Source organism: Streptomyces sp. NPDC000151 (assembly GCF_040301705.1).
Lineage (GTDB): Bacteria > Actinomycetota > Actinomycetes > Streptomycetales > Streptomycetaceae > Streptomyces.
This window is the reverse complement of the sequence record NZ_JBEPFC010000099.1, coordinates 1-26,659: the sequence shown is the minus strand read 5'-3', so window position 1 is coordinate 26,659 and position 26,659 is coordinate 1. Positions and strand designations below refer to the sequence as shown.

Genomic DNA, 26,659 nt, shown 5'->3' with positions numbered 1-26,659 from the left:
GACCGCGCCGGCCGGCGGACGCCCCGCGGGCGGCGGGCCGACGACGGGCGCGTACCCTCGTTCCTCGTGAGGACGGGCACAAAAACGGGCACAAATCAGGCCGCGGGCGGCGGGACCGCCGTGGCCGTGCGGGATCTGGTCAAGACCTATCCCGCGGTGCGCGGGCGCCGCGGCGCTGCCGACGTGCCCGCCGTACGGGCCAGCGACGGGATCGCCCTGGACATCCGGGGCGGCGAGATCTTCGGGCTGCTGGGCCCCAACGGCGCGGGCAAGTCCACTCTGGTACGGCAGCTCACCGGGCTGCTGCGGCCGGACTCCGGCAGCGTCACCGTGCTCGGCCACGACATCGTGCGCCACCCCGAGCGGGCCGCCCGGCTGCTGGCCTACCTCGGCCAGGAGTCCACCGCGCTGGACGAGCTGACCGTCGCGCTGGCCGTGGAGACCACCGGCCGGCTGCGCGGCCTGGACACCCGCACGGCGCGCGGCGAGCGGGACGCCGTCCTCGACGAACTGGGGCTCGGCAAGATCGCCGGCAGCCCGCTGAAGAAGCTGTCCGGGGGCCAGCGGCGGCTGGCCTGCTTCGCCGCCGTACTCGTGGGCGAGCGCCCGCTGCTGGTCCTGGACGAGCCGACGACCGGCATGGACCCCGTCGCGCGGCGCGCGGTGTGGTCGGCCGTGGACCGGCGGCGCGCCGAGCGCGGCGCCACCGTCCTGCTCGTCACCCACAACGTCCTGGAGGCGGAGACCGTACTGGACCGGGTCGCGGTGATCGACCGCGGCCGGGTCATCGCCTGCGACACGCCCGGCGGCCTGAAGGAAATGGTCGGCGAGGAAGTACGCGTGGAACTGGTCTGGCGCGACCGCCCCCCGCTGGACGTGCCCGAGGTCGCCCGGCTCGGCGAGCACGCGCGCGCGAACGGGCGGCGCTGGACGCTGCGGCTGGCACCGGACGAGGCCCGGGCCGCGGTGGCCGCGGTCACCGGCGGGCCCGCCTTCGCCGCCCTGGACGATTTCACGCTCGCCACGCCCAGCCTGGAGGATGTCTACCTCGCACTCGGCGGGCGGACTGAGGAAGGCTTGGTGAAGGCGTGAGAGCGGCCCGGCCGGAACGGAAGAGGAGCGGCGCGGCGTGAGTGTGGTTTCTGCGGCTTCTGCGGAGGCGGTGACCGGCGAGCGAGCCGGTGCCGGGACCGGCGGTGTCCCGGCACCGGCCGAGCTGGCGCCGCGCGCGCGGCTGCGCCCGGCGCTGGCCGCCGTCTACCGCGCGCAGCTCTCCCGGGCCCGGGTCGCCCGCATCCCGCTGCTGTTCGTCGCCACCTTCCAGTCCGTCGGCATCATGGTCCTGATGCGCGGCGTCGCGGACGGGCCCGACGAGGCGCGGGCCGTGGTGTCCGGGTCCAGCGTGCTGGTCGTGGCGTTCGTGGCGCTGAACCTGCTCGCGCAGTACTTCGGTCAGCTGCGGGCCGGCGGCGGCCTGGACCACTACGCCACGCTTCCGGTGCCGCCGGCGGCCGTGGTGCTGGGCGCGGCGGGCGCGTACGCCTCCTTCACCGTGCCCGGCGCGGTGGTCACCGCGGTGGCCGGCAGCGTCCTCTTCCAGCTGCCGCTGACGAACCTCTGGGTACTCGCCGCCGTCATCCCGCTCTCCGGCGCGGCGCTCTCGGGCCTGGGCGCCGCGCTCGGGCTGCTCGCGCCCCGCCAGGAACTGGCCACGCTCCTGGGCCAGCTGGGCATGTCGGCGGCGCTGCTGCTGGGCGTGCTGCCGGCCGACCGGCTGCCCGCCGTCATCGACTACGCGCGCGACCTGCTGCCCTCCACGTACGGCGTGGAGGCGCTGGCGCACAGCTTCGCGCCGCACCCCGACTGGCTGCTGATCTGCGCCGACCTGGGCGTGTGCGCCGCGGTCGGGGTGCTCTCGCTGGCCGTGGCGACGTGGGCGTACCGCCGGGCGGCCGTGCGGTGACCCGGGGGAGCGGGCCGGGCGAGCCGGCCGGGCCGACCGGGCCGCGGGACCGTCCTGCCGCCGGTGGCGCGGCCGGGACCTGGCACGATGGCGGGGTGAGTGCACCGCTGACACCGCCCGACCGTCCGTCGAACCAGCAGCCGGGGGACACCCGCGCCCCATGGGCCTGGCCCGCGACCGAGGAGGACCCCGTGCCGACGCCCCCACAGGAGTACGGCGGGCCCGGTGCCCGCCCCCTGGACGGGGACGACGGCCCCGGACTCCGCACCGAGCTGCGGGAAGCCCTGCTGATCGTGCTGGTCACGACCGTGTGCGGGGCGCTGCTCGGCGTGCTGTGGGCCTGGCTGGCGCCGCATGTGCCGCTGATCTCGGACGGCAGGGCCGTCTACCTGAAGAACGCCGAGGGCGAGGAGTCGATCGGCGCCGACGGCACGTTCATGCTCCTCGGGCTGGCGCTGGGCGTGCTGAGCGCGGCGGTCGTCTTCCTGTGCCGGCGGCGCGGCGGTGTGCCGCTGGTGGTGGCGCTGGTGGTCGGCGGGCTGCTCGGTTCGGTGCTCGCCTGGCGGCTGGGGATGCTGCTGGGGCCGGAGCAGGACGTGGTGGCGCACGCCAAGGCGGTCGGCAAGGGCGTGGCCTTCGACGCGCCGCTGCGGCTGCAGGCCAAGGGCGCGCTGCTGGCCTGGCCGATCGGGGCGGCGCTGGGACAGCTGCTGCTGACGGGGATGTTCGGGCCCCGCGACCCCGAGCCGTTCGAGCCGGACTGGCACGCGCCGCAGCCGCCGAGGGACTGACGTCCCGGGGCCGCGGCGCGCGGTCGTGGGCCGGGCTGTGGTGCTACGCCGGGCGGCGGCCGTGGTTCGCGCGGCCCTTCTTGATGCGCCACTTCCGTTTGCGGGTCTTCTTCGACACGGGGGCCTCCTCCGTGAGTGGGCTCCCCAGCGGTACTAGTCCCGGTGACGGACGGCGTAAAGGGTGCTCGTCGGCCGTACTCGGCCGCTCAGGCCCGGCCGATCGGCGCGAAGACCGCGTCGGTGAGCCTCGCCAGGTCCTCGGGGGCGAGTTCGACCTCCAGGCCGCGGCGGCCCGCCGAGACGCAGACCGTCGCCAGCGCCTCGGCCGAGGAGTCCAGCACCGTGCGGAGCTTCTTGCGCTGGCCCAGGGGAGAGATGCCGCCGCGTACGTAGCCCGTGGTGCGCTCGGCGAGCGCGGGGTCGGCCATTGTGGCGCGCTTGCCGCCGACCGCCGCCGCGAGGGCCTTGAGGTCCAGTGAGCCGGAGACGGGGACGACGGCCACGGTCAGGACGGAGTCGACGTCCGCCAGCAGCGTCTTGAAGACCTGGTCGGGGGAGACACCGAGGGCCTGGGCGGCCTCCTCGCCGTACGAGGCGGTGGCCGGGTCGTGCGCGTAGGCGTGCGTGGTGAAGGGGACGCCCGCCTCGGTCAGGGCGACCGTGGCGGGAGTGCCGCCCTGCTTGCCGTTCTTGGACTTCTTCGCCAACGTCTCGGCCTCGTGTCAGTTCGGGCTGGTCGGCTGCCGGGTGAGGTCCACGGCCGGCAGCGACGGGAGCTTACCGATCACCGCGGTCTCCTGGCGCAGCATTTTCAGCTCCTGCGCGAGACGGGACGCGGTGTCCTCGGCCTCCAGGAGCTGCTGCTTGCGCGGCACGTCCAGGACGGTCGCGGCGGCCACGAGGTAGGACAGCACGGCGGGGTCGTCCGGGAGCTCCTGGGAGCTGGTCACCGTGCGCTCGTTCGCCCAGGCCAGCTTCTTCTGGTACGTGCGGAACGCGCGCTCCACGCCGGCGGCGAGGGCGCCCGCGCCGTCCCCTTCCTCCTCCTCCAGCGGCTCGATCTCGCCGGTGAGGTAGGGCCCGGAGGCGTCGACGGAGAGCAGCCGGAAGCGGGTGGTGCCGGTGGTCAGCACCTCGTAGGCGGTGTTCTCGTCGCTGCCTTCGGGGGCCGGGCCCGGGGCGGTGCCCTTCTCCTGGATGGTCGCCGCGTCCGCGACGCAGCCGACGGGGTGGAAGGCGCGGATCGGGTCGGCACCGAAGCCGGCCGCCGCGCCCTTGTCGGGCAGGGCGGTGCTGTCGGGCATACCGGGAGCGGTGGCGGCGACCTCGCGGCCGTCCCGGATGGCGACGACTCCGAAGCGGCGCTCGTCCTCCGGGAGGTCGAGGAGGTCCCGCATCAGCGCTCGGTACCGCGCTTCGAAGACGTTCAGCGGAAGCACGAGGCCCGGGAACAGCACCGTGTTCAGCGGGAAGAGCGGTAGGCGCACGGAGGTCACAGCCCGTAAGCCTAAATGGTCGGCGGCGCCCCGGGAGGGGCCGGGCGTCACAGGAGTGTTTCCCGGCCCCAGCGGTCTACTGGCGACGGAGCAGCCGCGAGGCACCGGCGGCGACCGTGGTGGCCAGCACCCAGCCCGCCATGATCATGATCGCGGCGGCCCACTGGGAGCCGCCTTCCGGGCGCCAGTAACTGTCCTGGTTCAGGTCGATGACCGGCAGCAGCAGGTCGAGGGAGTACAGGTAGGGGTTCCAGAGGGGGGTCTCGCCGGGCTTGAGGGCGTGGGGCGGGTTCTGCGAGAAGAACACCGTGCCCACCGCCCACAGGACGGCCATCCAGACGGCGGCGCGGCCCGGGCGGTATCCGTAGGCCACCGTCCAGTCCTGGAGGAAGCCCCAGGACTTCGCGGCGAGCGGCAGCGTTTCGCGGCGTCTGCGCTGCTTGGCGAGGAGCACCTCGCGCGCGTCGGAGTCCTCACCGCTGCGGCGCAGCGCCGTGGCGAGCATCTCGTACGGCTCGGGCGCGTACTCGGGCGTGGCGGCCGCCACCCACTGCAGGCGCAGGGAGAGCGGGAAGTGGCCGCGCGGGATCAGGGTCTCGTAGGCGAAACCGGCCATCCACAGGCCGCCCAGGCCGGGCCAGCTGGTCGATTTGTCGACGAGGTTCACGACCCGGGCGCCGGAGAGGATGACCCGGCCGCGCTGCGGGCGCTCGCCCAGGAAGCGCAGCTCAGGGGTCTGGATGCGGCGCATGGACAGTTCCTGGTCGGACTCCAGGATGAAGCGCGCCTGGTCCAGGTCGACGGCGTCCCCGAAGCGGCCGTCGTCCAGCCGCATGCCGCCCTCGCACTCGAAGCGCTGCATACGGGTGCCGCGCGCCGGGGTCGTGGTGATGCCGTAAGGGGGCGTGGCGGAGCTGGAGACCGAGCCGGAGAGGCCGGCGGCGGTGAGGTACAGCGTGCGCTCCACGGTGAGCTGCGGGGCGTTCAGCGCCCGGCGGCCGTAGGGATTGCTCAGCCGGCTGCCGCGCAGGCTCAGCGACACGCCGATGGTGGCGCCGCGCAGCGTCAGCTCGCCGTACGACTCCATCATCTCGGCCTGCAGGTCCTGGGCCACGGTCAGGCCGTCGGCGGTGAGGGACCGGCCACGCCGGTCCTTGTGCACCACGACCTGGTTGAGCATGAGGTCCGTGCCGATGTGCGCGTCGGTGAGCCGGATGCCGCGCTGGACGATGCAGCGCGGCAGATGCAGGTCACCCTCGGTGTGCAGGCGGGCGGCCTCCAGCCGGGGGATGGCGCAGTTGACCATCCGCAGCGTCGTGAAGCGGCTCTCGGGGAGGACGATCTCGCTCTCGAAGCGGCAGTCGCGCAGCTCCACAAATGGCTCGATAGTGCCGCCCGCGACGTCCAGGGAGTCGGTGATGTACGCGCCGGTGAGCTTCAGCGCGGAGACCCGGCCGGGCTGGGCCGGCGGGCCGTTCAGCAGCAGGAGCGCGATGATCCGGGCGCGTACCGTGCGCTCGGGGCCCCACTCGTGGCGGGCGTGCGGATCGTTGCGCGCCGGGTCGTCGGTGCGCAGATCGCACGTGCTGCCGTTGCGGAACGCCTGCCACAGGCTCCATTCCGCCGAGGTCAGATCCAGCTCCGGCGGCGCGTCGCCGTCGGTGGGGTCACTCACCGCGGCCTCCCCCTCTCGTTCCCGGCGGCGCCGTACCGGGCACCGCCGTCTCTCCGTACGTACCGGGCGACCCACGCGTGCCCCCGTGCTCCCCGGCACCCCACGGAACCCCATTCCCGCTGGGTGACCCGGTGAACTCCCGTGGTCAGGATCACCTCAGGCATTGCGTATCACCGATTGATACGGGCGGCGGACACCGGCAGCGCGTCTGAGACACTGGAGGGGTGATCTCCCGAATCGATCTGCGCGGTGACGCCCTCCCCGAGGGCGGCGCCCTGCGCGACCTGCTGCCCCGTGCCGAGTTCGACGTGGAAGCCGCCCTGGAGAAGGTGCGGCCCATCTGCGAGGACGTGCGCCATCGTGGCACGGCTGCGCTGATCGAGTACGCCCATCGGTTCGACCGGGTCGAGATCGAGCGGGTGCGGGTGCCCGCCGAGGCGCTGCGGACCGCGCTGGCGGAGCTGGACCCGGCGGTCCGGGCCGCTCTTGAGGAGTCCATCAAGCGGGCCCGCACGGTCCACCGTGAGCAGCGGCGTACGGATGTGACGACGAAGGTCGTGCCGGGCGGCACGGTCACCGAGCGGTGGGTGCCGGTCGAGCGGGTCGGGTTGTATGTGCCCGGTGGCCGCTCGGTCTACCCCTCGTCCGTGGTGATGAACGTCGTCCCGGCGCAGGAGGCCGGCGTCGAGTCGCTGGCGATCGCCTCGCCGCCGCAGGCCGACTTCGGCGGCCTGCCGCACCCGACGATCCTGGCCACCTGCGCCCTGCTGGGCGTGGACGAGGTGTACGCGGCCGGTGGCGCCCAGGCGGTCGCGATGTTCGCGTACGGCACCGAGGACTGCCTGCCGGTCAATCTCGTCACGGGCCCCGGCAACATCTACGTCGCCGCCGCGAAGCGCCTGCTCAAGGGCCGCATCGGCATCGACTCCGAGGCCGGCCCCACCGAGATCGCGATCCTCGCGGACGACACCGCGGACCCGGCGCACGTCGCCGCCGACCTGATCAGCCAGGCCGAGCACGACCCGATGGCCGCCGCCGTCCTGGTCACCGCCTCGGAGGAGCTGGCAGAGCGGGTCGAGAAGGAGCTGGAGCCGCAGGTCCGCGCGACCCGGCACGTCGAGGACCGGATCATCCCCGCGCTCGCCGGCCGGCAGTCCGCGATCGTGCTGGTCGACGGCCTGGACGAGGGCCTGAAGGTCGTGGACGCCTACGGCGCCGAGCACCTGGAGGTCCAGACCGAGGACGCCGCAGCGGTGGCCGCGCGGGTCCGCAACGCCGGCGCGATCTTCGTCGGCCCGTACGCGCCCGTCTCGCTCGGCGACTACTGCGCGGGCTCGAACCACGTGCTGCCCACCGGCGGCTGCGCGTGCCACTCCTCGGGCCTGTCCGTGCAGTCCTTCCTGCGCGGCATCCACGTCGTGGACTACACCCGCGACGCACTGGCCGAGGTCGCCCACCACGTGGTGACCCTCGCCGAGGCCGAGGACCTCCCGGCGCACGGCGCGGCGATCAAGGCAAGGTTCGACTGGAAGGTTCCCGGCAGCAAGTGACCGGCATCGACGATCTCCCCATCCGGGACGAGCTGCGCGGCAAGTCCCCGTACGGCGCCCCTCAGCTGGACGTGCCCGTACGCCTGAACACCAACGAGAATCCGTACCCACTGCCCGAGGCGCTGGTGCGGCGGATCGCCGAGCGGGTCACCGAGGCGGCCCGCGACCTGAACCGCTATCCGGACCGGGACGCGGTCGAGCTGCGCACCGAGCTGGCCCGGTACCTCTCCCGCACCGGCGGCCACGAGGTCACCAAGGACCAGGTCTGGGCCGCCAACGGTTCCAACGAGGTCATCCAGCAGCTGCTGCAGACCTTCGGCGGTCCAGGGCGCAGCGCCATCGGCTTCGAGCCGTCGTACTCGATGCACGGCCTGATCTCGCGCGGCACGGGCACGGAGTGGATCTCGGGGCCGCGCAACGACGACTTCACCATCGACGTCGAGGCCGCGAAGAAGGCCATCGCCGAGCGCAGGCCCGACGTGGTCTTCGTCTGCTCGCCGAACAACCCGACCGGCACGGCCGTGGCAGCGGAAACGGTGCTGGCGCTGTACGAGGCCGCGCAGGCCGCCAAGGCGGACACCGCCGGGGCGCTCGTGGTCGTCGACGAGGCGTACGGCGAGTTCAGCCACCACCCCTCGCTGCTCCCGCTGATCGAGGGCCGGCCGAACCTGGTCGTCTCCCGGACGATGTCCAAGGCGTTCGGCGCGGCCGGGCTGCGCCTGGGCTACCTCGCCGCCGACCCGGCCGTGGTCGACGCCGTGCAGCTCGTACGCCTGCCGTACCACCTCTCCTCGGTCACCCAGGCCACCGCGCTGGCGGCCCTGGAGCACACCGATACGCTGCTGAAGTACGTCGAGCAGCTGAAGACCGAGCGGGACCGCATCGTCAGTGAGCTGCGAGCCATCGGCTGCGAGGTCGTCGACTCCGACGCCAACTTCGTGCAGTTCGGCAGGTTCGACGACCAGCACACCGCCTGGCAGGCCATCCTCGACCAGGGCGTCCTGGTCCGTGACAACGGAGTGCCGGGCTGGCTGCGGGTATCCGCCGGCACCCCGGCCGAGAACGACGCGTTCCTCGATGCGGTGCGCGCGATCATGAAGGAGACAGGCGCATGAGCCGCGTAGGACGCGTCGAGCGCAAGACCAAGGAGACCTCGGTCCTCGTCGAGATCGACCTCGACGGCACCGGACAGGTCGACGTCTCGACCGGCGTGGGCTTCTACGACCACATGCTCGACCAGCTCGGCCGGCACGGTCTGTTCGACCTCACCGTGAAGACCGACGGCGACCTGCACATCGACACCCACCACACCATCGAGGACACCGCGCTCGCGCTGGGCGCCGCCTTCAAGCAGGCCCTCGGCGACAAGGTGGGCATCTACCGCTTCGGCAACTGCACGGTCCCGCTGGACGAGTCGCTCGCGCAGGTCACGGTCGACCTCTCGGGCCGCCCGTACCTGGTCCACACCGAGCCCGAGAACATCGCGCCGATGATCGGCACGTACGACACGACGATGACCCGGCACATCCTGGAGTCCTTCGTCGCGCAGGCGCAGGTCGCGCTGCACGTCCACGTGCCGTACGGGCGCAACGCGCACCACATCGTGGAGTGCCAGTTCAAGGCGCTGGCCCGGGCGCTGCGGTACGCCTCCGAGCGGGACCCGCGCGCGGCCGGCATCCTGCCCTCCACGAAGGGCGCGCTGTGAACGGTCTCTCGACGGTCTTCATCCTGGTGGGCCTCTTCCTGCTCGGCGGGGTCTTCTCCTTCTGGAAGCAGAAGATGTCCAAGAGCCTGATCGCGGTACTGGCCATCGGCTCGGTGCTGTGTCTCGCCGCGGGCATCGTGCGGCTGGAGGTCTGGAATTGAGCACGCCGCGTAAGAAAGTGGTCGTCTTCGACTACGGCTTCGGCAACATCCGGTCCGCCGAGCGGGCGCTGGCCCATGTCGGCGCCGACGTCGAGGTGACCCGCGACTACGACACCGCCATGAACGCCGACGGGCTGCTGGTGCCCGGCGTCGGCGCCTTCGCGGCCTGCATGCAGGGGCTGCGCGAGGCGCGCGGCGACTGGGTCGTGGGCCGCCGGCTGGCCGGCGGGCGCCCCGTCATGGGCATCTGCGTCGGCATGCAGATCCTCTTCGGCCGCGGCATCGAGCACGACGTGGAGACCGAAGGCCTGGACGAGTGGCCCGGCACGGTCGGCCCGCTCAAGGCCGACGTCGTGCCGCACATGGGCTGGAACACCGTCGAGGCGCCGCAGGACTCGCGGCTCTTCGCCGGCCTGGACGCCGACGAGCGCTACTACTTCGTGCACTCCTACGCCGTGCACGACTGGGAGCTGGAGGTCAGCAACCCCGCCATGCGCGCGCCGCAGGTCACCTGGGCCACGCACGGCGAGCCCTTCGTGGCCGCCGTGGAGAACGGGCCACTGTGGGCCACCCAGTTCCACCCCGAGAAGTCCGGCGACGCCGGTGCCCGGCTCCTGACCAACTGGATCGATTCCCTGTGAGCGCTGAGAGTTCTGTGAGTGCTGTGAACAAGCTCGAACTGCTGCCCGCCGTCGACGTCCGTGACGGCCAGGCCGTCCGCCTCGTGCACGGCGAGTCCGGCTCCGAGACCTCCTACGGCGACCCGCTGCAGGCCGCGCTGGCCTGGCAGCAGTCGGGCGCCGAGTGGCTGCACCTGGTCGACCTGGACGCCGCCTTCGGCACCGGCGACAACCGCGCGCAGATCGCCGAGGTCGCCCGCTCCATGGACATCAAGGTCGAGCTGTCCGGCGGCATCCGCGACGACGACTCGCTGGCCGCGGCGCTGGCCACCGGCTGCACGCGCGTCAACATCGGCACCGCGGCCCTGGAGAACCCCGAGTGGGTCGCCAAGATCATCGCCGAGCACGGCGACAAGATCGCGGTGGGCCTGGACGTGCGCGGCACGACGCTGCGCGGCCGCGGCTGGACCCGCGACGGCGGCGACCTGTACGAGACGCTGACCCGGCTGGACGCCGAGGGCTGCGCCCGGTACGTCGTCACCGACATCAACAAGGACGGCACGCTGCAGGGCCCCAACCTGGAGCTGCTGAAGAACGTCTGCGCCGCGACCGACCGGCCCGTCGTCGCCTCCGGCGGCGTCTCCTCCCTCGACGACCTGCGCGCCATCGCGACGCTGGTGCCCGAGGGAGTGGAGGGCGCGATCGTCGGCAAGGCCCTGTACGCCAAGGCGTTCACCCTGGAAGAGGCCCTGGAGGCCACCCGCTAGCAGGGAGACGGACCGATGACCGACGTACGGCGCGTGCCTGGTGAAGGACCCTATGAAGAGGCGTTCGGGGCGGCGCGCGCCGTCGCGGCCGGTGACCGTGTCTTCGTCTCGGGCACGACGCCGTTCGACGGCACGGTCCTGTACGGCGAGGGCGATCCGTACGAGCAGACGCGGGTCGCCTTCCACCGGGCGATCGACGCCCTCGCCAAGTTCGGCCTCGACGCCGACGCGGTCGTCCGCACCCGCGTCTACCTCGCCCACACCCGCGACATCGACGAGGCGGGGCGGGCCCACCAGGAGCTCTTCGGCGCGGTCCGCCCCGCCACGACCGTCGTCGTGGTCACGGGCTTCGTCGACCCGCGCATCCTGGTCCAAGTAGAACTAGAAGCTTTCAGAGAGGTGCCGAGCACATGACGCTGGCGGTCCGAGTCATCCCCTGCCTGGACGTCGACAACGGCCGGGTCGTCAAGGGCGTGAACTTCCAGAACCTCCGCGACGCCGGCGACCCCGTCGAGATGGCCAAGATCTACGGCGACGAGGGCGCCGACGAGCTGACCTTCCTCGACATCACCGCCTCCTCCGGCAACCGCGAGACCACCTACGACGTGGTCCGCCGCACCGCCGAGCAGGTCTTCATCCCGCTCACCGTCGGCGGCGGCGTCCGCACCCCCGAGGACGTCGACAAGCTGCTGCGCGCGGGCGCCGACAAGGTCGGCGTCAACACCGCCGCGATCGCCCGCCCCGAGCTGATCCGCGAGATCGCCGAACGCTTCGGCCGCCAGGTCCTGGTCCTCTCGGTCGACGCGCGCCGTACGGAATCCGGGTCCTTCGAGGTCACCACCCACGGCGGCCGCCGCGGCACCGGCATCGACGCCGTCGAGTGGGCCCACCGCGCCGCCGAGCTCGGCGCCGGCGAGATCCTGCTGAACTCCATGGACGCCGACGGCACCAAGGACGGCTACGACACCGAGATGATCGCCGCCGTCCGCAAGCACGTCACCATCCCGGTCATCGCCTCCGGCGGCGCCGGCAAGCTCGCCGACTTCCCCCCGGCCGTCGACGCCGGCGCCGACGCCGTCCTCGCCGCCTCCGTCTTCCACTTCGGCGACCTGCGCATCGCCGAGGTCAAGAACGCCCTCAGGGAAACGGGCCACCCGGTCCGCTGACGCGGCCGAATCTCCTGGTCGGCCGCCCCTCGCCGCCGTAGGCTCGGCGCATGAGTCGAGTCAACGACGTGGGCGGGCAGACCGGGTTCGGCGCATTGCGGATCGAGGCGGAGGAGCCGGCCTTCCACGCGGACTGGGAGGCGCGGGTGTACGCGCTGAACATGGCGCTGGTACGCGGCGGGGTCTACACGCTGGACGAGTTCCGGGACGCCGTGGAGCGGATGGCGCCCGCCGAGTATCTGGCCGCTTCGTACTACGAGCGGTGGCTGCACGCCATCGAGACGCTGGTCGCCGAGCGGAAGGTGCTCGGCGATGAGTGACTTCGCCGTGGGCCAGCCGGTGCGCGTGCGGTCCGTCGACCCCGAGGGGCACACGCGGGCGCCGCGGTACGTGCGCGGGCACACCGGGCGGGTCGTGGAGGCGCAGGGCCGCTGGCCGCTCGCCGACGAGCGCGCCGCCGGAGTCGCCGAGCCGCGCGTGGAGACCGTCTACACCGTCGCCTTCCCGGCCCGGGAGCTGTGGGGCGCCGGCACGCACGAGGTCACGGTGGACCTCTGGGAGTCGTACCTGGAGCAGGCAGAGGCAGCGGAGGAGCGGGCGTGAGCGGCGAACATGCGAGCAGCACGGTGGCGGTGCGGGTGCGCCGCCTGGAGGAGCGGCTGGTCGAGGCCGGGGTGGTCGGCGACGACCAGCTCGACGCGATCCTGACCACGCTGCTGAACGGCGCTTCGCCGGTCAACGGCGCGCGGGTGGTGGCCCGCGCCTGGACGGACCCGGGCTTCAGGGAACGGCTGCTGGCGGACGCCAACACGGCGCTGCCGGAGGTCGGGCTGTCGATGGCCGGCGGCATTCAGGAACAGCGCCTGAAGGTCGTGGCGAATACCGAGACGGAGCACAACGTCCTCGTCTGCACGCTGTGTTCGTGCTACCCGATCGGGCTGCTGGGGCCGTCCCCGTCCTGGTACAAGAGCGAGGCGTACCGGTCGCGGGTGGTGCGCGATCCGCGGTCCGTCCTGGCGGAGTTCGGGCTCGCACTGCCCGAGGACGTCACGGTCACCGTCTGGGACTCCAGCGCGGAGAGCCGGTACATGGTGCTGCCGCGGCGGCCCGACGGCACGGAGGGCCTGGACGAGGAGGCGCTCGCCCGGCTCGTCACCAGGGAGGGTCTCATCGGGACCGCCGCGGTCTGAGCGGGGCGGGCCACCGCACGGCCCGCCCCGCGAGGATGGCGGGCGCCGCACGTGCCCGCCACCGCTTCGGGGCGCCGCGGCTGCGGAGCGTCGGTTGCCGCCGCGGCGCCGGTCTGTGTCACCTCACGCGGTCACGCCTTGCGTGCCGCGCGCACGAACTCGCGGTTCATCTTGGTGATGCTGAACAGCGGGATGCCCTTCGGGCAGGCCGTCGCGCACTCGCCGGTGTTCGTGCAGCCGCCGAAGCCCTCGTCGTCCATCTGCCCGACCATGTCCAGGACCCGGGACTCGCGCTCCGGGGCGCCCTGCGGCAGGGAGTTGAGGTGGACGACCTTGGCGGAGGTGAAGAGCATCGCCGAGCCGTTGGGGCAGGCCGCGACGCACGCGCCGCAGCCGATGCACTCCGCGTGCTCGAAGGCGGTGTCGGCGGCCGGCTTCGGCACCGGCGTGGCGTGCGCCTCGGGCGCGCTGCCCGTCGGGGCCGTGATGTAGCCACCGGAGCCGATGATCCGGTCGAAGGCCGTACGGTCCACGACCAGGTCCTTGACGACGGGGAACGCCGAGGCGCGCCACGGCTCGATGTCGATCGTGTCGCCGTCGTCGAAGTGCCGCATGTGCAGCTGACAGGTGGTGGTCCGCTCCGGGCCGTGCGCCTGGCCGTTGATGACCATGCCGCACGCGCCGCAGATCCCCTCCCGGCAGTCGTGGTCGAAGGCCACCGGCTCGTCGCCGCGCAGGATCAGCTCTTCGTTGAGCGTGTCGAGCATTTCGAGGAAGGACATCTCGGGGGAGATGTCCCGCACGTCGTACTCGGTCATGCGGCCCGCGGAATCGGGGCCGGACTGGCGCCAGATGCGCAGGGTGAGGTTCACGCGTAGCTCCGCTGGGTGGGGTGGACGTACTCGAAGTCGAGCTGCTCCTTGTGCAGCACGGGCGCCTCGCCGGTACCGGTGAACTCCCAGGCCGCCGCGTAGGAGAACTCCTCGTCCCGGCGTTCGGCCTCGCCGCCCTCGCTCTGGCTCTCCTCGCGGAAGTGGCCGCCGCAGGACTCGCTGCGGTGCAGCGCGTCCAGGCACATCAGCTCGGCGAGTTCGAAGTAGTCGGCGATCCGGTTGGCCTTCTCCAGCGACTGGTTGAGGTCCTGGCCGGAGCCCGGGACCTTGATGCGGCGCCAGAACTCCTCTCGGAGGGACGGGATGCGGTCCAGTGCCTTGCGCAGGCCGGTCTCCGTGCGGGCCATGCCGCACTCCTCCCACAGCAGCTCGCCCAGCTCCCGGTGGAAGGAGTCCGGGGTGCGGTCGCCGTTGTTGGAGAGGAGGCGGTAGAGGCGGTCGGTGACGGAGGTGACGGCCTCGGTGACGGCCGGGTGGTCGGCGGGGACTTCCTCGTGCGGGTGCCGGGCGAGGTAGTCGTTGATGGTGGCGGGGAGGACGAAGTAGCCGTCGGACAGGCCCTGCATGAGGGCCGAGGCGCCGAGGCGGTTCGCGCCGTGGTCGGAGAAGTTGGCCTCGCCGATGGCGAAGAGCCCGGGCACGGTGGTCTGCAGGTCGTAGTCGACCCAGAGGCCGCCCATCGTGTAGTGGATGGCCGGGTAGATGCGCATGGGCGTGGTGTACGGGTCCTCCGCCGTGATGCGCGCGTACATGTCGAAGAGGTTGCCGTACTTCTCCTCGACCGCCTTCCTGCCCAGCCGGGCGATGGCGTCCGCGAAGTCCAGGTAGACGCCCTGGCCGCCGGGGCCGACGCCGCGGCCCTCGTCGCAGACGTTCTTCGCGGCGCGGGAGGCGATGTCGCGGGGGACGAGGTTGCCGAAGGCGGGGTAGATGCGCTCCAGGTAGTAGTCGCGCTCGTCCTCGGGGATCTCGGCCGGCGGGCGGGTGTCGCCCTTGGCCTTGGGCACCCAGATGCGGCCGTCGTTGCGCAGCGACTCGCTCATCAGCGTCAGCTTGGACTGGTGGTCGCCGGAGCGCGGGATGCACGTGGGGTGGATCTGGGTGAAGCAGGGGTTGGCGAAGTACGCGCCGCGCCGGTGCGCCCGCCAGATCGCGGTGGCGTTGGAGTTCTTGGCGTTGGTGGAGAGGTAGAAGACGTTGCCGTAGCCGCCGCTCGCCAGCACCACCGCGTCCGCGAAGTAGGTGTCGATGCGGCCGGTGAGCAGGTCGCGGGCCACGATGCCGCGGGCCCGGCCGTCGACGACGATCAGGTCGAGCATCTCGGTACGCGGGTGCATCTCGACCGTGCCGGCCGCGATCTGCCTGCTCAGCGCCTGGTATGCGCCGAGCAGCAGCTGCTGGCCCGTCTGGCCGCGGGCGTAGAACGTACGGGAGACCTGGACGCCGCCGAAGGAGCGGGTGTCGAGCAGGCCGCCGTACTCGCGGGCGAAGGGCACGCCCTGGGCCACGCACTGGTCGATGATCTCGACCGAGATCTGGGCGAGCCGGTGCACGTTGGACTCGCGCGCCCGGAAGTCGCCGCCCTTGACCGTGTCGTAGAAGAGGCGGTGGACGGAGTCGCCGTCGTTGCGGTAGTTCTTCGCCGCGTTGATGCCGCCCTGCGCGGCGATGGAGTGGGCCCGGCGCGGCGAGTCCTGGTAGCAGAACTGCACGACGTGGTAGCCCTGTTCGGCCAGGGTGGCGCCGGCCGCGCCGCCGGCCAGCCCGGTGCCGACGACGATGACGGTGTGCTTGCGCCGGTTGGCGGGGTTGACCAGCTTCGCTTCGAAGCGGCGGCGGTCCCAGCGCTCGTTGATCGGGCCGTCCGGGGCCTTGGTGTCGGCGACGGGCTCGCCGGTCCGGTACTCGGTGTAGGTGCTCACGTCAGCTCACTGCTCCGGTCATCACGGATACGGGGACGGCGACGAAACCGACGGTCAGGACGAGCGCGAGGACGTTCGCCACGGCCTTGAGGACCCGGTCGCGCCCTGGCCGGTTGGCGCCGAGGGTCTGGGCCGCGCTCCAGAAGCCGTGCCGGATGTGCAGGCCGAGCGCGAGCATCGCGACGATGTAGATGACGTTGCCGTACCAGGTGGAGAAGGTGGCGACGACGTTGGCGTACGGGTGGCCGGGGGAGGCCTCGGGGTTCACCGTCAGGGTCGTCAGGTCCAGGATGTGCCAGACGATGAAGAGGCCGAGGATGATCCCGCCCCAGCGCATGGTGCGGGTGGCGTAGCTGGCGCGCTTCTTCTTGTGCACGTACTTCTGCGGGCGCGCGGCGATGTCGCGGCGGCTGAGCTGGTACGCGGCGACCGCGTGCACGACCACGGCGGCCAGCAGCACGACCCGGGCGATCCACAGGAACCACTCGTGGTGCAGGAAGGGCTCGCCGATGGTGCGCAGCCAGTGGGCATAACCGTCGAACTCGGCGGCTCCGAAGAAGATCTTGAGGTTGCCCAGCATGTGGGCGACCAAGTACAGCAGCATCACGATGCCGCTGACGGCCATCGCCGTCTTCTTGCCGACGGTCGAGTGCCACAGGATGCCCGCGTAGGAGGACGGCCGTCGGTCCGTCCGGGTGTCCACTGCCATGGGCACGACGGTAGGGACGCGATAAGCCATCAGTCCAAGACATGGTGCGGCTCATCTCCATAGCTGCTGCCTATCGAGCCACTATCCTGGCCGCATGCAGCTGCAGCAGCTCCGCTATTTCGCGGCCGTCGCCGACACCCGGCACTTCACCCGCGCGGCCGAGCAGGAACACGTCGCACAGCCCTCGCTCTCCCAGCAGATCCGGTCCCTGGAGCGGGAGTTGGGCGCCGAGCTGTTCCACCGGGCGCGCGGCCACATCACGCTCACCGACGCGGGCGAGACGCTGCTGCCGTTCGCGCGCCGCATCCTCGCCGACGCCGACACCGCCCGCCGCGAGGTCCAGGAGGTCGCCGGGCTGCGCCGCGGCCGGCTGCGGCTCGGCGCCCCGCCCAGCCTGTGCGCCTCCGTCGTCCCCGACGTGCTCCGCGCCTTCCACGACCGCTACCCGGGCGTCGACCTCCAGGTGCACGAGAGCGGCTCGCAGGACCTGGTGCGGGTACTGGCCGCCGGCGAGCTGGACCTCGCCCTCGTCATCACCCCGCTGCCCGTGCAGGCCCCCGCACTGACCACCGCCGAGCTGCTGCGCGAGGAGCTGGTCGTGGTCTCCGCGCCGGACGCGCCGCCGCCCGTGCGCCGCAAGTACCTCCGCGTCGACGATCTGCGCGACCATCCGCTGGTGATGTTCCGGCGCGGCTACGACCTGCGGGAATTCACGGTGGCCGCGTGCCGCGCGGCCGGCTTCGAGCCGGTCTTCACCGTCGAGGGCGGCGAGATGGACGCGGTGCTCGGCTTCGTGCGGGCGGGGCTCGGCAGCGCCGTCGTGCCCAGCATGGTCGCCGAGCGGGCCGGGCTGCGCTCCACCCCGTTCGCCGCGCCGGGCCTGCACCGCAACATCTCCGTCGCGCACCGCGCCGACGTCTCGCCGCCCCGCGCGGCCCGCGAGCTGCAGCGCATTCTCGTACGCCACCTGGCACCCGGGACGGCGGACGGCTGAACCCGCCCCGGCGTGCCCACCAGTACGGGAGCGGTTTTTGGCCAGTACGACGTGATATTGCCGTACGGCCGAAGGGGCGGCCCTGCCTGGTGACGGGAGGCCGCGCGGCGCGTGCGGAATATCCGCGCGGCGCGCGACCGGCGGTTTCCACGCACAATGCGGGCACGCCATTGCCCGCCGGCCGGGCGCCGCGGTACCAATGCCTCACTTGCCGTCCGGCAGCACGCGGCCGGCAATCGGGGGAATCAACGGGGGAGAACATCGCATGCTGCTCGAAGAGGTCTACGCGGGCGCGCCCACCGTAAAGTCGGGGCGCCATCTGACCACCGTGAACGAATTCACGGACCAATCGCCCGCGCTGCGCCCGGAAGTCCTCGCGGAAGCCGCGGGGCGGATGCTCGCGCTCGGCGACTTCGACGCCGACAAGATTCTTGTCGAGGAGGACAAGGGCGCCTTTCTCGGCGGGGCGCTCTCGCTCGCCGCGGGGCTGCCGCTCGCGGTCGCCCGCTGGTACACCTACGACCTCGGCGACCGGTCCGTCCCGGTGCCCATCGACAGCGAGTACTTCCAGGGGACGCTCTACGTCAACGGCATCGAGCCGGGCGACCGGCTGACGATCGTGGACGACACGATCAGCACCGGCGGCACCCTGATCGCCCTGATCGAGGCCGTGCAGGCGGCCGGCGCCCGGGTCGGCGAGGTCGTCGTGGCCGTGGAGAAGCCCGAGAACGGCGGCCGGGAAAAGGTCGCCGCGCGCTTCGGCATCACGGTCAAGTCCGTCATCCGGATCGCCGTCGACGAACGGACCGGGCGCGTCGTCGTCATGTCCTGACGACGGTCACGTCCTGATGACCGTCACGTCCTGGCGGGGTCCGGGCTTTTCTTCTTCACGTATTTCATCGAGCTGTCCAGTACGGGTTCGGGGGAACCGCACGTGAGTGCATCTGTGCACGGTGCCGAAATCGGGCACACGGAATTGTACGAACTACGCAGCACTGCCGAGCCGGGGGCCGCGCGGATATTCGCCAAGTGCGAGTTCCGCAATCCCACCGGAAGTCACAAGGACCGGGTCTTCACGTTCATGCTCGACGAGCTGGAACGGGCCGGCACGATCGCCCCGGGAATGACCCTGGTCGAATGCTCCACCGGAAACGGCGGCGCCGCGCTCTCCCGGGTCGGCCGGGACCGCGGCTACCGCGTCGTCATCGTCATGCCCGCCGGGATGACCGAGGAGCGCCGCAGGCAGATCGCCTCCTTCGGCGGCACCGTCATCGAGACCGACCCGGACGGCTTCCTCCTCGAAGGCGAGGAGACCGCCCGCCGGTACGTCGCCGCGCACCCCGGCAGCCACTACCTGGACCAGTCCGCCAACGAGCTGAACTGGCGCGCCTGGCGCTCCTGCGGCACCGAGATCGTCACCGCGCTCGACGCGCTGGGCCTGGTCCCCGACCGGTTCGTCTGCTCCATCGGCACCGGCGGCACCTTCACCGGCATCGCGGACGTCCTCAAGGCCGCCCACCCGGGGCTGCGCAGCACCGCCGTCGAGGTCGACCGCTCGGCCGCCCTGTACGCCAAGCGGCACGGCCTGCCCTTCACCCACCACACGCACAACCTGATGGGCCTCGGCCCCGGCAAGGTCCCCGCCAATCTGCGCGAGGAACTCGTCGACGAGGTCGAGCTGATCAGCGGGGACGACGGCTGGACGGCCATGAAGCAGCTGATCGAGCAGGAGGGCCTGTGCGTCGGGCCCACGGCGGGCGGCAACGTCTTCGCCGCGCGGCGGCTCGCCCGCACGCTGCCCCCGGACGCCGTCGTGATCACCGTGCTGTTCGACTCCGCCTGGAAGTACTTCAGCGTCTGGGACGGCCGGTACGCGCGGTACGCCACCGACGACGCGCCGCACGGGGCCGAGGACGACGCGCCGTACGCGGCCGAAGGGGCGGAGTGAACGCCATGACCGACGACCGCACCGCACCCGACCGCACCGCGCCCGACAGCGGCCTCCCGGACAGCCACCGACCCGACGCGGGACCTGCCCCGGACCCCGCCGCGCGCCTCGCCGTGCTCACCCGCCGCCTCGACGAGGCCTGCCGGCGCGCCGGCCGCGAGCCCGGCTCCGTGAAGCTCGTCGCGGTCAGCAAGTACCACCCGCGCGACCTCGTCGCCGCAGCGCTCGACGCGGGGCAGCGCGACTTCGCGGAGAGCCGGGTCCAGGAGGCCCGCGCCAAGTGGCCGCCGCTGCGCACCCGCCACCCGGACGCCCGGCTGCACCTCGTCGGCCCGCTGCAGACCAAGAAGGCCGCGGCGGCCGTCACCGGCTTCGACGTCCTGCACAGCGTGGACCGCCCGCGGCTGGCCGCGGCCCTCGCCGCCGCCATGGCCCGCACCGGGCGCAGGCCCGACTGCTTCGTCCAGGTCAACACCGCCGACGAGCCGCACAAGAGCGGCGTACCGCTGGAGGCCGCCGACGCCCTCCTCAAGGAGTGCCGGGACGTGTGCGGGCTGCCCGTCGTCGGCCTGATGTGCCTGCCGCCGTACGGCCGCGACCCGCGCCCGCACTTCCGGCTGCTCCGCTCGCTCGCCGCCGCGCACGGCCTGACCCAGCTCAGCATGGGCATGAGCGCCGACTTCGAGGCCGCGGTGGCGGAGGGCGCGACGCTGGTCCGGGTGGGCCGGGCGCTCTTCGGGCCCCGCCCGCGGCGCGCCGGCGGCCCGCCGGACGCGCGCTAGGGAGCGCCGTGGCCGCACTGTTCGTCTTCGCCCTGTTCTCCGCGCTGGTGGACGTGTTCGCCGCGCAGCGGCTCCAGCACCTCGACCCCGGCAGCGTCGCCGCGGTCGCCTTCACCCTCACCGGCGCCTTCTTCTGCGGCCTGACGCTGCTGCGGGTGCGCCCGGCCCGGCTCCTCGCCGTGGCCCGGGCGCACGCCGCCGACCTGCTCGTCCTCAACGTCACCACCGCGGTGACCTGGCTGTCCCTGCTCTACGCGCTCAAGCTCATGGAGCCGGCCGTCGCCAACGTCGTCTCGATCGCCATCGGCCCCGCCTGCACCGTGCTGCTCCAGTACCTGTGGTGGCGCGGGGACCGCGTGCTGCCCGGCGAACTCCTCGCCGCTCTCGGCATCGTGCTCGCCCTCGCCGGGCTGGTCTGGGCCTCCCTGGACGGCCGCAGCGGCGTCGGCGACCGGGCCGCCGGGATCATGGCGCTCGGCGTGTGCGCCGCGGTCGCCTCCGGCGCGGGCGGGGCGGCCAATGTCGTCTTCTCCGCCCGCCTGGGCGCCGCCGGGGTCGACGTCCCCACCGTCATGGGCCTGCGCTTCGGCCTGGTCACCGCGGCCGGCTGGCTGCTCGCCGGCACCGGGGACACCGCCCGGCTGGGCGCGGCGCTGCTGCCCGGCGCGGTGGTCGCCGTCATCGGCGTCGGCATACCGGCCGTCCTCGTGCAGATCGGCGTGCGCCGGGTGACCCCGGTGACCGCCGCCATGGTCTGCGCCCTCGCGCCCGCCCTGACCCTCCTCCTCCAACTCGCCGACGCGCGGCTGACGTTCTCGGTGCCCTCCGCCGTCGGCATTGCCGTCATCACCGTCCTCATCGGGCTCGGGCTGCTCGCCCGCCGGGGCGCGCCCCCGGCCGCCGCGGCCCAGGAAGGCAAGAAGATCCATGCACTGCCTGGTAGTTGACGCCTACTCCAGCGGCCGGTTCCTGCCCGCCGCGCTGGCCGCGCACGGCGTCACCACGGTCCACATCGACAGCGCGCCCGGCATCGCGGACCGCCTGCTGCGCACCCCCTTCCCGCACGAGGCGGTCGCCGACCGGTTCCTGTACCGGGGCGACCTGGACGCCCTGGTCACCGCAGTACGCCCGTATGCGGCAGCGCGTGTCCTGCCCGGCAACGAGACCGGCGTGGACCTCGCCGACGCCCTCTCCGCCCGGCTCGGCCTGCCCGGCAACGTCATCGACGCCCGCCGCGTGCGCCGCGACAAGTACGAGATGGCCGGGGCCGTGCGGGCACACGGGCTGCGCGCGCCCGACACGCTGCGCACCCACCGCTTCGACACCGCCCTGGCCTGGGCCCGCTCGCACGGCCGCTGGCCCGTGGTGGTCAAGCCCGCCGACAGCGCCGGCACCGACAACGTCTTCTTCTGCGCCGGTCCGGTGGAGCTGTGCACCGCATTCGACCACATCCTGCGCTCGGTGAACTTCACCGGTGCCCGCAATCGCACCGTCGTCGTCCAGGAACACCTGTCCGGCACCGAGTACTTCGCCAACACCGTCAGCGTGGCGGGCCGCCACCACATCGCCGAGATCTGGCGCTACCACAAGCGACCGGGCCGCGGCGGCGCCCCGGTCTACGACTACGAGGAGCCGGTGTCCGCGCGCGACCCGGCCACCGCCGCGCTTCGCCCGTACCTCCTCGGCGTCCTGGACGCCCTCGGCATCCGCAACGGACCGGCGCACTCCGAGATCATGCTCACCGACGAGGGACCGGTACTGATCGAGACCGGCGCCCGGCTCGCCGGCAGCATCCTGCCCGACGTGGTCAGCCGCTGCTTCGGCACCGACCACGTCGCGCTGACCGCGCTGGCCTGCGCCGACCCGGCCGCCTTCATGGCGCTCACGGACCGCCCGGCCCGGCCGCGCACCCCGCTGCGCTACGTCTCCCTGATCTCCCCGCGCGGTGGCCGGCTGGTCTCCCTGGCCCGCTTCGACGAGATCCGCGCGCTGCCCTCGTACGCGGGGCACCATCTCTCCGTCGCGGTCGGTGACCGCCTCGCGCCCACCGTCGACTCGCTCACCTCGCCCGGCGTCTGCTACCTCGTCCACCGCGACCCGCGGCAGATCGAGACGGACTACCGGCGGCTGCGCGCGCTGGAGGAGACGGGCCTGTACGAGACCGGGGCGGCCGGGCCGGACGCCCGCCCGGCCTGACCGCCCCGGTCCGAAATCCGGCCGGGGCTACAGCCCCAGCTTGGCCTCCTGCAGCCGTGCCACGGCCTCCTTGTCGCCGTCCAGCTCGACCTTGGCGGCGTTCTGCCGCCCGAACAGGAACAGCGTCAGCTCGCCCGGCTCGCCGGTGACCGTGACCACCGGCGTGCCGCGGTGCGCCACCGCGGTCTGCCCGTCCGGGCGCCGCACCACCACGCCCACCGGGGCCTTCCGCCCCAGCACCCGGGCCATCCGCTCGATGCGGGACCACAGGGCGTCGGCGAGGACGGCGCCCACCTCGCGCGGCGTCCAGTCCGGCGCGGCGCGCCGCACGTCCTCCGTGTGCACGAAGAACTCCACCGTGTTCGCCGCCTCGTCGATCTGCTTGAGGGAGTACGGCGACAGCCGCGGCGGCCCGGTCCTGATCAGCCGGATCAGCTCTTCGTACGGCTTGGCGGCGAACTCGGACTGCACCCGCTCCAGCCGGGACGCCAGCGGCTTGATCACCAGGCCGCCGGCCGCGTCCGCGCGCCGCTCGCGCACCACCACATGGGCGGCCAGGTCACGGGCGGTCCAGCCCTCGCACAGCGTCGGCGCGTCGGGCCCCGCGCTCTCCAACAGGTCGGCGAGAAGAAGTCGTTCACGCTTGGCATGGGTCGACATGGCCTCACCCTACGGCCGCCCCGCCGCCCGTGCCATGACGCCGCGCGGTCCCTTCCGCACCCCGCGTTCACCCGTGCACGAGGATCACCGTCATCACCAGGACGGCCGCCGCGAAGACCGCGCACACCACGATCGTGGCCACCTTGGCCACCCGGTCGTCGTCCGGGGGCGGGTACTGGTCGTTCATGTCCGCATGATGCCGCACGGCACAATGGAGGGCATGAGCAGCAGCCCCGCCACCCCGTCCCCCGCCGGCACCTCGCTGGATCCGGCCATCGCCGCCCGGCTCAAGCGCACCCCCGACGGCCTGGTCCCGGCCATCGCGCAGCAGTACGACACGGGCGAGGTGCTGATGCTCGGGTGGATGGACGACGAGGCGCTGCACCGCACGCTGACCACCGGGCGCTGCACGTACTGGAGCCGCAGCCGCCAGGAGTACTGGGTCAAGGGCGACACCTCCGGGCACTTCCAGCACGTGAAGTCCGTCGCGCTGGACTGCGACGCGGACACCGTGCTGGTCAAGGTCGACCAGGTCGGCGCGGCCTGCCACACCGGCGCGCGGACCTGCTTCGACGAGGATGTGCTGCTCGCCGGGGAGTGACCGGCCGGCGTCCGGAGGGCGGCCGGCCGGCGATCAGTACGCGGACACGCCCCGCCCACGTCACTGATCGCTACTAGGATCCGCTGGCATGACCACGGGAACCACCGGCACCGCGACTCCGGACCTCGACAACTTCCGCACCCTCGCGAAGGACCGCCGGGTCATCCCGGTCACCCGGCGGCTCCTCGCCGACGGCGACACCCCGGTGGGCCTGTACCGCAAGCTCGCGGCGGAGCGCCCCGGCACCTTCCTCCTGGAGTCCGCCGAGAACGGCCGCAGCTGGTCCCGGTACTCCTTCATCGGCGTCCGCAGCGCCGCGACCCTCACCGTGCGCGACGGGCAGGCCCACTGGCTCGGCACCCCGCCGGTCGGCGTGCCCACCGGCGGCGACCCGCTCGCCGCGCTGCGCGAGACCATCGAGACGCTGCACACCCCGCGCGACCTCATCGAGGGCCAGGGCCTGCCGCCCTTCACCGGCGGCATGGTCGGCTACCTCGGCTACGACATCGTCCGCCGCCTGGAGAAGATCGGCGACTCCACCGAGGACGAGCTGGGGCTCCCCGAGCTGACCATGCTGCTCACCTCGGACCTGGCCGTACTGGACCACTGGAACGGCACGGTCCTGCTGATCGCCAACGCGATCAACCACAACGACCTGGACACCGGGGTCGACGAGGCGTACGCGGACGCGGTGGCCCGGCTGGACACCATGGCGTACGACCTGAGCCGCCCGGCCCCCTCCAACGCCGCCGCGCTCCCGGCCTCCGAGCTGCCCGAGTACACCGCCAAGTGGGGCGGCGACTCCTTCAAGGCCGCGGTCGAGGACATCAAGGAGCGCATCCGGGCCGGCGAGGCGTTCCAGGTCGTCCCCTCCCAGCGCTTCGAGACCCCCTGCACGGCCTCCGCGCTGGACGTCTACCGGGTGCTGCGGGCCACGAACCCCAGCCCGTACATGTACCTCTTCCGCTTCGAGGGCGGCGTCGACGTGGTCGGCTCCAGCCCGGAGGCGCTGGTCAAGGTCGAGGACGGGCAGGCCATGGTGCACCCGATCGCCGGCACCCGGCCGCGCGGCGGCACCCCGCAGCTGGACCAGGCCCTCGCCGACGAGCTGATCTCCGACCCCAAGGAGCGCGCCGAGCACCTGATGCTCGTCGACCTGGGCCGCAACGACCTGGGCCGGGTCTGCGAGCCGGGCAGCGTCGAGGTCGTGGACTTCATGTCCATCGAGCGCTACAGCCACGTCATGCACATCGTGTCCACGGTCACCGGCAAGGTCGCCGAGGGCCGCACCGCCTTCGACGTACTGACCGCCTGCTTCCCCGCCGGCACGCTCTCCGGCGCCCCGAAGCCGCGCGCCCTGCAGATCATCGAGGAGCTGGAGCCCAGCCGGCGCGGCGTCTACGGGGGCTGCGTGGGCTACCTGGACTTCGCCGGCGACTCCGACACCGCGATCGCCATCCGCACCGCGCTGCTGCGCGACGGCACGGCGTACGTCCAGGCCGGCGCGGGCATCGTCGCCGACTCCGACCCCGACGCCGAGGACGCCGAATGCCGCAACAAGGCAGCGGCGGTACTGCGGGCCGTGCACACGGCGAACCACCTGAGTCACTGACCCGTACCGCGCGCCGTCGGGGACGTACGCGATAGTGGTACGTGTGAGTGCCGTACCCCCGCCCCGCACCGACGCCCCCGCCGCCGCAGGCGGCACCGCGCGCAAACCCCTCGCCCTAGCGCTCCTCCTGGGAGCGCTCGGCGCCGCACTGGCCCTGCTCGCCTCCGGCCGTACCTGGGCCACCGCCACCGCCGTGGTCGCCCAGGGCGAGCTGCCGCAGAAGGCGACGGGCCAGGACGTCACCGGCGTGCCGGGCGCGCTCGCCGTGGTCGGGCTCGCCGCGCTGGTCGCCGTCTTCGCCGTGCGCGGCGCCGGCCGCCTCGCGGTCTCCGCGCTGCTGGCGCTGAGCGGCGCCGGCATCGTCCTCGGCGCCGTCCTCGGCAACGCCGATACCTCCGCGCTGAAGGCCAAGGCCGCCACCGCCACCGGCATGAGCGGCGCCGGCGTGCAGCACGTCGCGCACACCGTCTGGCCGTGGGTGGCAGCGGGCGGCGGCGCGCTGCTGCTGATCGCCGGGCTGCTGGCGCTGGTGTACGGGCGGCGCTGGCCCGCGATGTCCGGGCGCTACGAGCGCGCGGGCAGCGGCCCCCGCGGCCCGCGCCGCGCCGCGAAGCAGCCGGACCTGGACCGCCCGGAGGAGATCTGGAAGTCGCTGGACCGGGGCGAGGACCCCACCGCCTAGCGGACGTCCCTTCACCGGTCCGCACGACCCGATGGCGGGCCCACCCCGTGCATCAGGGACAATGATTCCGAGCGAACGCCGCGCCCCGACCCCGGCGCGAGAAAGCAACGAGGAGCACTCATGTCGAGCAACGGCCACGGTCACGGACACACCCCGGCTGCCTGGACCGGCGTCATCATTTCGTTCATCGGCTTCTGTGTCGCGGGCGTCTTCACCCTGCTGGCCAACGTGCCCGGCTTCTGGGTCGGCATCGTCCTCATCCTGGCGGGCGCGGCCGTGGGCGGTCTGATGCACCTCGCGGGCATGGGCTCCGCACCGAAGCGCTCCAAGAACCAGCCGCAGGCGCAGCAGAGCTGACGCCGGTACGGGCCCTGGCCCGGTAGCTCGACGAAGGCGCGGTTTCCCAGCCGTTCCGCACGCCCCCGCGCATGGCGCGGAGTGGCCCGTGCGGCGGCCGGGAAGCTGCGCCTTCGCGCGCAGGGGGGAACAATCGGAACCGTGACGGAACCCGTGGTCCCGACGAACCCGCCACCGGCCGCAGGCGCCGGCGCGGCGCGCCGCCTCGCGGCCCCGCTG

At 72.8% G+C, this 26,659-nt stretch carries 31 protein-coding genes; 24 read left to right on the top strand and 7 right to left on the bottom strand.

Annotation, left to right across the window (positions count from 1 at the left end):
• Positions 1-120: 120 nt before the first annotated feature.
• The 3 genes from ABT381_RS24405 (at position 121) to ABT381_RS24395 (ending at position 2,754) form a co-directional block, all read left to right on the top strand.
• Positions 121-1,092 carry an ABC transporter ATP-binding protein gene (locus ABT381_RS24405; protein ID WP_351598195.1) on the top strand — a complete coding sequence of 324 codons (972 nt, stop codon included), beginning with the start codon at positions 121-123 and terminating at the stop codon, positions 1,090-1,092.
• Positions 1,093-1,162: 70 nt separating this feature from the next.
• Positions 1,163-1,963, top strand: coding sequence for an ABC transporter permease (locus ABT381_RS24400; RefSeq protein WP_351598192.1), 801 nt, complete (start codon positions 1,163-1,165; stop codon positions 1,961-1,963).
• A gap of 95 nt (positions 1,964-2,058) precedes the next feature.
• A complete protein-coding gene (locus ABT381_RS24395; RefSeq protein ID WP_351598187.1) occupies positions 2,059-2,754 on the top strand; it encodes a hypothetical protein in 696 nt (231 codons plus the stop codon).
• Between the two features lie 206 nt (positions 2,755-2,960).
• Here ABT381_RS24395 and ybaK read toward each other — a convergent pair whose 3' ends face one another.
• The 3 genes from ybaK to ABT381_RS24380 all read right to left on the bottom strand — a co-directional run bounded on the left by ybaK (position 2,961) and on the right by ABT381_RS24380 (position 5,925).
• Complete coding sequence (gene ybaK / locus ABT381_RS24390; RefSeq protein WP_351598184.1) at positions 2,961-3,461, bottom strand: Cys-tRNA(Pro) deacylase; 501 nt, start codon at positions 3,459-3,461, stop codon at positions 2,961-2,963.
• Positions 3,462-3,476: 15 nt separating this feature from the next.
• Complete coding sequence (locus ABT381_RS24385; protein ID WP_351598181.1) at positions 3,477-4,250, bottom strand: LON peptidase substrate-binding domain-containing protein; 774 nt, start codon at positions 4,248-4,250, stop codon at positions 3,477-3,479.
• A gap of 76 nt (positions 4,251-4,326) precedes the next feature.
• A complete protein-coding gene (locus ABT381_RS24380; RefSeq protein WP_351598178.1) occupies positions 4,327-5,925 on the bottom strand; it encodes an oxidoreductase in 1,599 nt (532 codons plus the stop codon).
• A gap of 224 nt (positions 5,926-6,149) precedes the next feature.
• On the opposite strand from ABT381_RS24380, the gene hisD reads away from it, so the two are divergent.
• The 11 genes from hisD to ABT381_RS24325 are packed head-to-tail and all read left to right on the top strand — an operon-like array spanning position 6,150 to position 13,084.
• A complete protein-coding gene (gene hisD / locus ABT381_RS24375; RefSeq protein ID WP_351598175.1) occupies positions 6,150-7,475 on the top strand; it encodes a histidinol dehydrogenase in 1,326 nt (441 codons plus the stop codon).
• A complete protein-coding gene (locus tag ABT381_RS24370) occupies positions 7,472-8,590 on the top strand; it encodes a histidinol-phosphate transaminase (RefSeq protein ID WP_351598172.1) in 1,119 nt (372 codons plus the stop codon). Before hisD ends, ABT381_RS24370 begins: the two co-directional genes overlap by 4 nt.
• Entirely contained in the window at positions 8,587-9,180 is a 594-nt protein-coding gene (gene hisB / locus ABT381_RS24365) for an imidazoleglycerol-phosphate dehydratase HisB (RefSeq protein ID WP_351598169.1), read from the top strand. Before ABT381_RS24370 ends, hisB begins: the two co-directional genes overlap by 4 nt.
• Positions 9,177-9,341 (top strand): CG2302 family histidine operon protein, encoded by a 165-nt coding sequence (locus ABT381_RS24360; protein WP_351598167.1) that lies wholly within the window; start codon positions 9,177-9,179, stop codon positions 9,339-9,341. Before hisB ends, ABT381_RS24360 begins: the two co-directional genes overlap by 4 nt.
• Positions 9,332-9,982 (top strand): imidazole glycerol phosphate synthase subunit HisH, encoded by a 651-nt coding sequence (hisH, locus tag ABT381_RS24355; RefSeq protein WP_351598189.1) that lies wholly within the window; start codon positions 9,332-9,334, stop codon positions 9,980-9,982. Before ABT381_RS24360 ends, hisH begins: the two co-directional genes overlap by 10 nt.
• 23 nt (positions 9,983-10,005) lie before the next feature.
• The gene (gene priA / locus ABT381_RS24350; protein WP_351598164.1) at positions 10,006-10,728 is read left to right on the top strand and encodes a bifunctional 1-(5-phosphoribosyl)-5-((5-phosphoribosylamino)methylideneamino)imidazole-4-carboxamide isomerase/phosphoribosylanthranilate isomerase PriA; all 723 of its coding nucleotides are present in this window, start codon (positions 10,006-10,008) and stop codon (positions 10,726-10,728) included.
• A 15-nt stretch (positions 10,729-10,743) separates the two neighbouring features.
• Complete coding sequence (locus tag ABT381_RS24345) at positions 10,744-11,142, top strand: Rid family hydrolase (protein ID WP_351598161.1); 399 nt, start codon at positions 10,744-10,746, stop codon at positions 11,140-11,142.
• Entirely contained in the window at positions 11,139-11,894 is a 756-nt protein-coding gene (gene hisF, locus ABT381_RS24340) for an imidazole glycerol phosphate synthase subunit HisF (protein ID WP_351598158.1), read from the top strand. Before ABT381_RS24345 ends, hisF begins: the two co-directional genes overlap by 4 nt.
• Before the next feature lie 50 nt (positions 11,895-11,944).
• Entirely contained in the window at positions 11,945-12,214 is a 270-nt protein-coding gene (locus ABT381_RS24335; protein ID WP_351598155.1) for a hypothetical protein, read from the top strand.
• A complete protein-coding gene (locus tag ABT381_RS24330) occupies positions 12,207-12,497 on the top strand; it encodes an SH3-like domain-containing protein (RefSeq protein WP_351598152.1) in 291 nt (96 codons plus the stop codon). Before ABT381_RS24335 ends, ABT381_RS24330 begins: the two co-directional genes overlap by 8 nt.
• Complete coding sequence (locus tag ABT381_RS24325) at positions 12,494-13,084, top strand: nitrile hydratase subunit alpha (RefSeq protein WP_351598149.1); 591 nt, start codon at positions 12,494-12,496, stop codon at positions 13,082-13,084. Before ABT381_RS24330 ends, ABT381_RS24325 begins: the two co-directional genes overlap by 4 nt.
• Positions 13,085-13,215: 131 nt before the next feature.
• Here the strand turns inward: ABT381_RS24325 and ABT381_RS24320 are convergent, their stop codons facing one another.
• The 3 genes from ABT381_RS24320 to ABT381_RS24310 are packed head-to-tail and all read right to left on the bottom strand — an operon-like array spanning position 13,216 to position 16,608.
• Entirely contained in the window at positions 13,216-13,956 is a 741-nt protein-coding gene (locus ABT381_RS24320; protein WP_351598146.1) for a succinate dehydrogenase/fumarate reductase iron-sulfur subunit, read from the bottom strand.
• Positions 13,953-15,899, bottom strand: a complete 1,947-nt coding sequence (locus ABT381_RS24315) for a fumarate reductase/succinate dehydrogenase flavoprotein subunit (protein WP_351598143.1) — start codon at positions 15,897-15,899, stop codon at positions 13,953-13,955. The genes ABT381_RS24320 and ABT381_RS24315 overlap by 4 nt, the downstream gene beginning before the upstream one ends.
• A gap of 1 nt (position 15,900) precedes the next feature.
• Complete coding sequence (locus ABT381_RS24310; protein ID WP_351598140.1) at positions 15,901-16,608, bottom strand: succinate dehydrogenase; 708 nt, start codon at positions 16,606-16,608, stop codon at positions 15,901-15,903.
• A gap of 94 nt (positions 16,609-16,702) precedes the next feature.
• On the opposite strand from ABT381_RS24310, the gene ABT381_RS24305 reads away from it, so the two are divergent.
• From ABT381_RS24305 to ABT381_RS24280, 6 genes are all read left to right on the top strand, one after another.
• Positions 16,703-17,602, top strand: a complete 900-nt coding sequence (locus ABT381_RS24305; protein ID WP_351598137.1) for a LysR family transcriptional regulator — start codon at positions 16,703-16,705, stop codon at positions 17,600-17,602.
• 265 nt (positions 17,603-17,867) lie between these two features.
• The gene (locus tag ABT381_RS24300; RefSeq protein ID WP_351598134.1) at positions 17,868-18,434 is read left to right on the top strand and encodes a phosphoribosyltransferase family protein; all 567 of its coding nucleotides are present in this window, start codon (positions 17,868-17,870) and stop codon (positions 18,432-18,434) included.
• Between the two features lie 102 nt (positions 18,435-18,536).
• Entirely contained in the window at positions 18,537-19,550 is a 1,014-nt protein-coding gene (locus ABT381_RS24295) for a cysteine synthase family protein (RefSeq protein ID WP_351598131.1), read from the top strand.
• 5 nt (positions 19,551-19,555) lie between these two features.
• Positions 19,556-20,332, top strand: a complete 777-nt coding sequence (locus ABT381_RS24290; protein ID WP_351598128.1) for a YggS family pyridoxal phosphate-dependent enzyme — start codon at positions 19,556-19,558, stop codon at positions 20,330-20,332.
• Positions 20,333-20,340: 8 nt separating this feature from the next.
• Complete coding sequence (locus ABT381_RS24285; RefSeq protein WP_351598126.1) at positions 20,341-21,279, top strand: EamA family transporter; 939 nt, start codon at positions 20,341-20,343, stop codon at positions 21,277-21,279.
• Positions 21,260-22,528 (top strand): ATP-grasp domain-containing protein, encoded by a 1,269-nt coding sequence (locus tag ABT381_RS24280; protein ID WP_351598123.1) that lies wholly within the window; start codon positions 21,260-21,262, stop codon positions 22,526-22,528. The genes ABT381_RS24285 and ABT381_RS24280 overlap by 20 nt, the downstream gene beginning before the upstream one ends.
• Before the next feature lie 27 nt (positions 22,529-22,555).
• Here the strand turns inward: ABT381_RS24280 and ABT381_RS24275 are convergent, their stop codons facing one another.
• A complete protein-coding gene (locus ABT381_RS24275; protein ID WP_351598120.1) occupies positions 22,556-23,188 on the bottom strand; it encodes a TIGR03085 family metal-binding protein in 633 nt (210 codons plus the stop codon).
• Between the two features lie 211 nt (positions 23,189-23,399).
• Here ABT381_RS24275 and hisI point away from each other — a divergent pair, with 211 nt between their 5' ends.
• The 4 genes from hisI to ABT381_RS24255 all read left to right on the top strand — a co-directional run bounded on the left by hisI (position 23,400) and on the right by ABT381_RS24255 (position 26,440).
• Positions 23,400-23,789 (top strand): phosphoribosyl-AMP cyclohydrolase, encoded by a 390-nt coding sequence (gene hisI / locus ABT381_RS24270; RefSeq protein ID WP_467754638.1) that lies wholly within the window; start codon positions 23,400-23,402, stop codon positions 23,787-23,789.
• Positions 23,790-23,877: 88 nt separating this feature from the next.
• The gene (locus ABT381_RS24265) at positions 23,878-25,401 is read left to right on the top strand and encodes an anthranilate synthase component I (protein WP_351598114.1); all 1,524 of its coding nucleotides are present in this window, start codon (positions 23,878-23,880) and stop codon (positions 25,399-25,401) included.
• Positions 25,402-25,444: 43 nt separating this feature from the next.
• Positions 25,445-26,083, top strand: a complete 639-nt coding sequence (locus ABT381_RS24260; protein ID WP_351598111.1) for a TIGR02234 family membrane protein — start codon at positions 25,445-25,447, stop codon at positions 26,081-26,083.
• Between the two features lie 120 nt (positions 26,084-26,203).
• Complete coding sequence (locus ABT381_RS24255) at positions 26,204-26,440, top strand: HGxxPAAW family protein (protein WP_351598108.1); 237 nt, start codon at positions 26,204-26,206, stop codon at positions 26,438-26,440.
• The last annotated feature ends 219 nt before the right edge of the window (positions 26,441-26,659 follow it).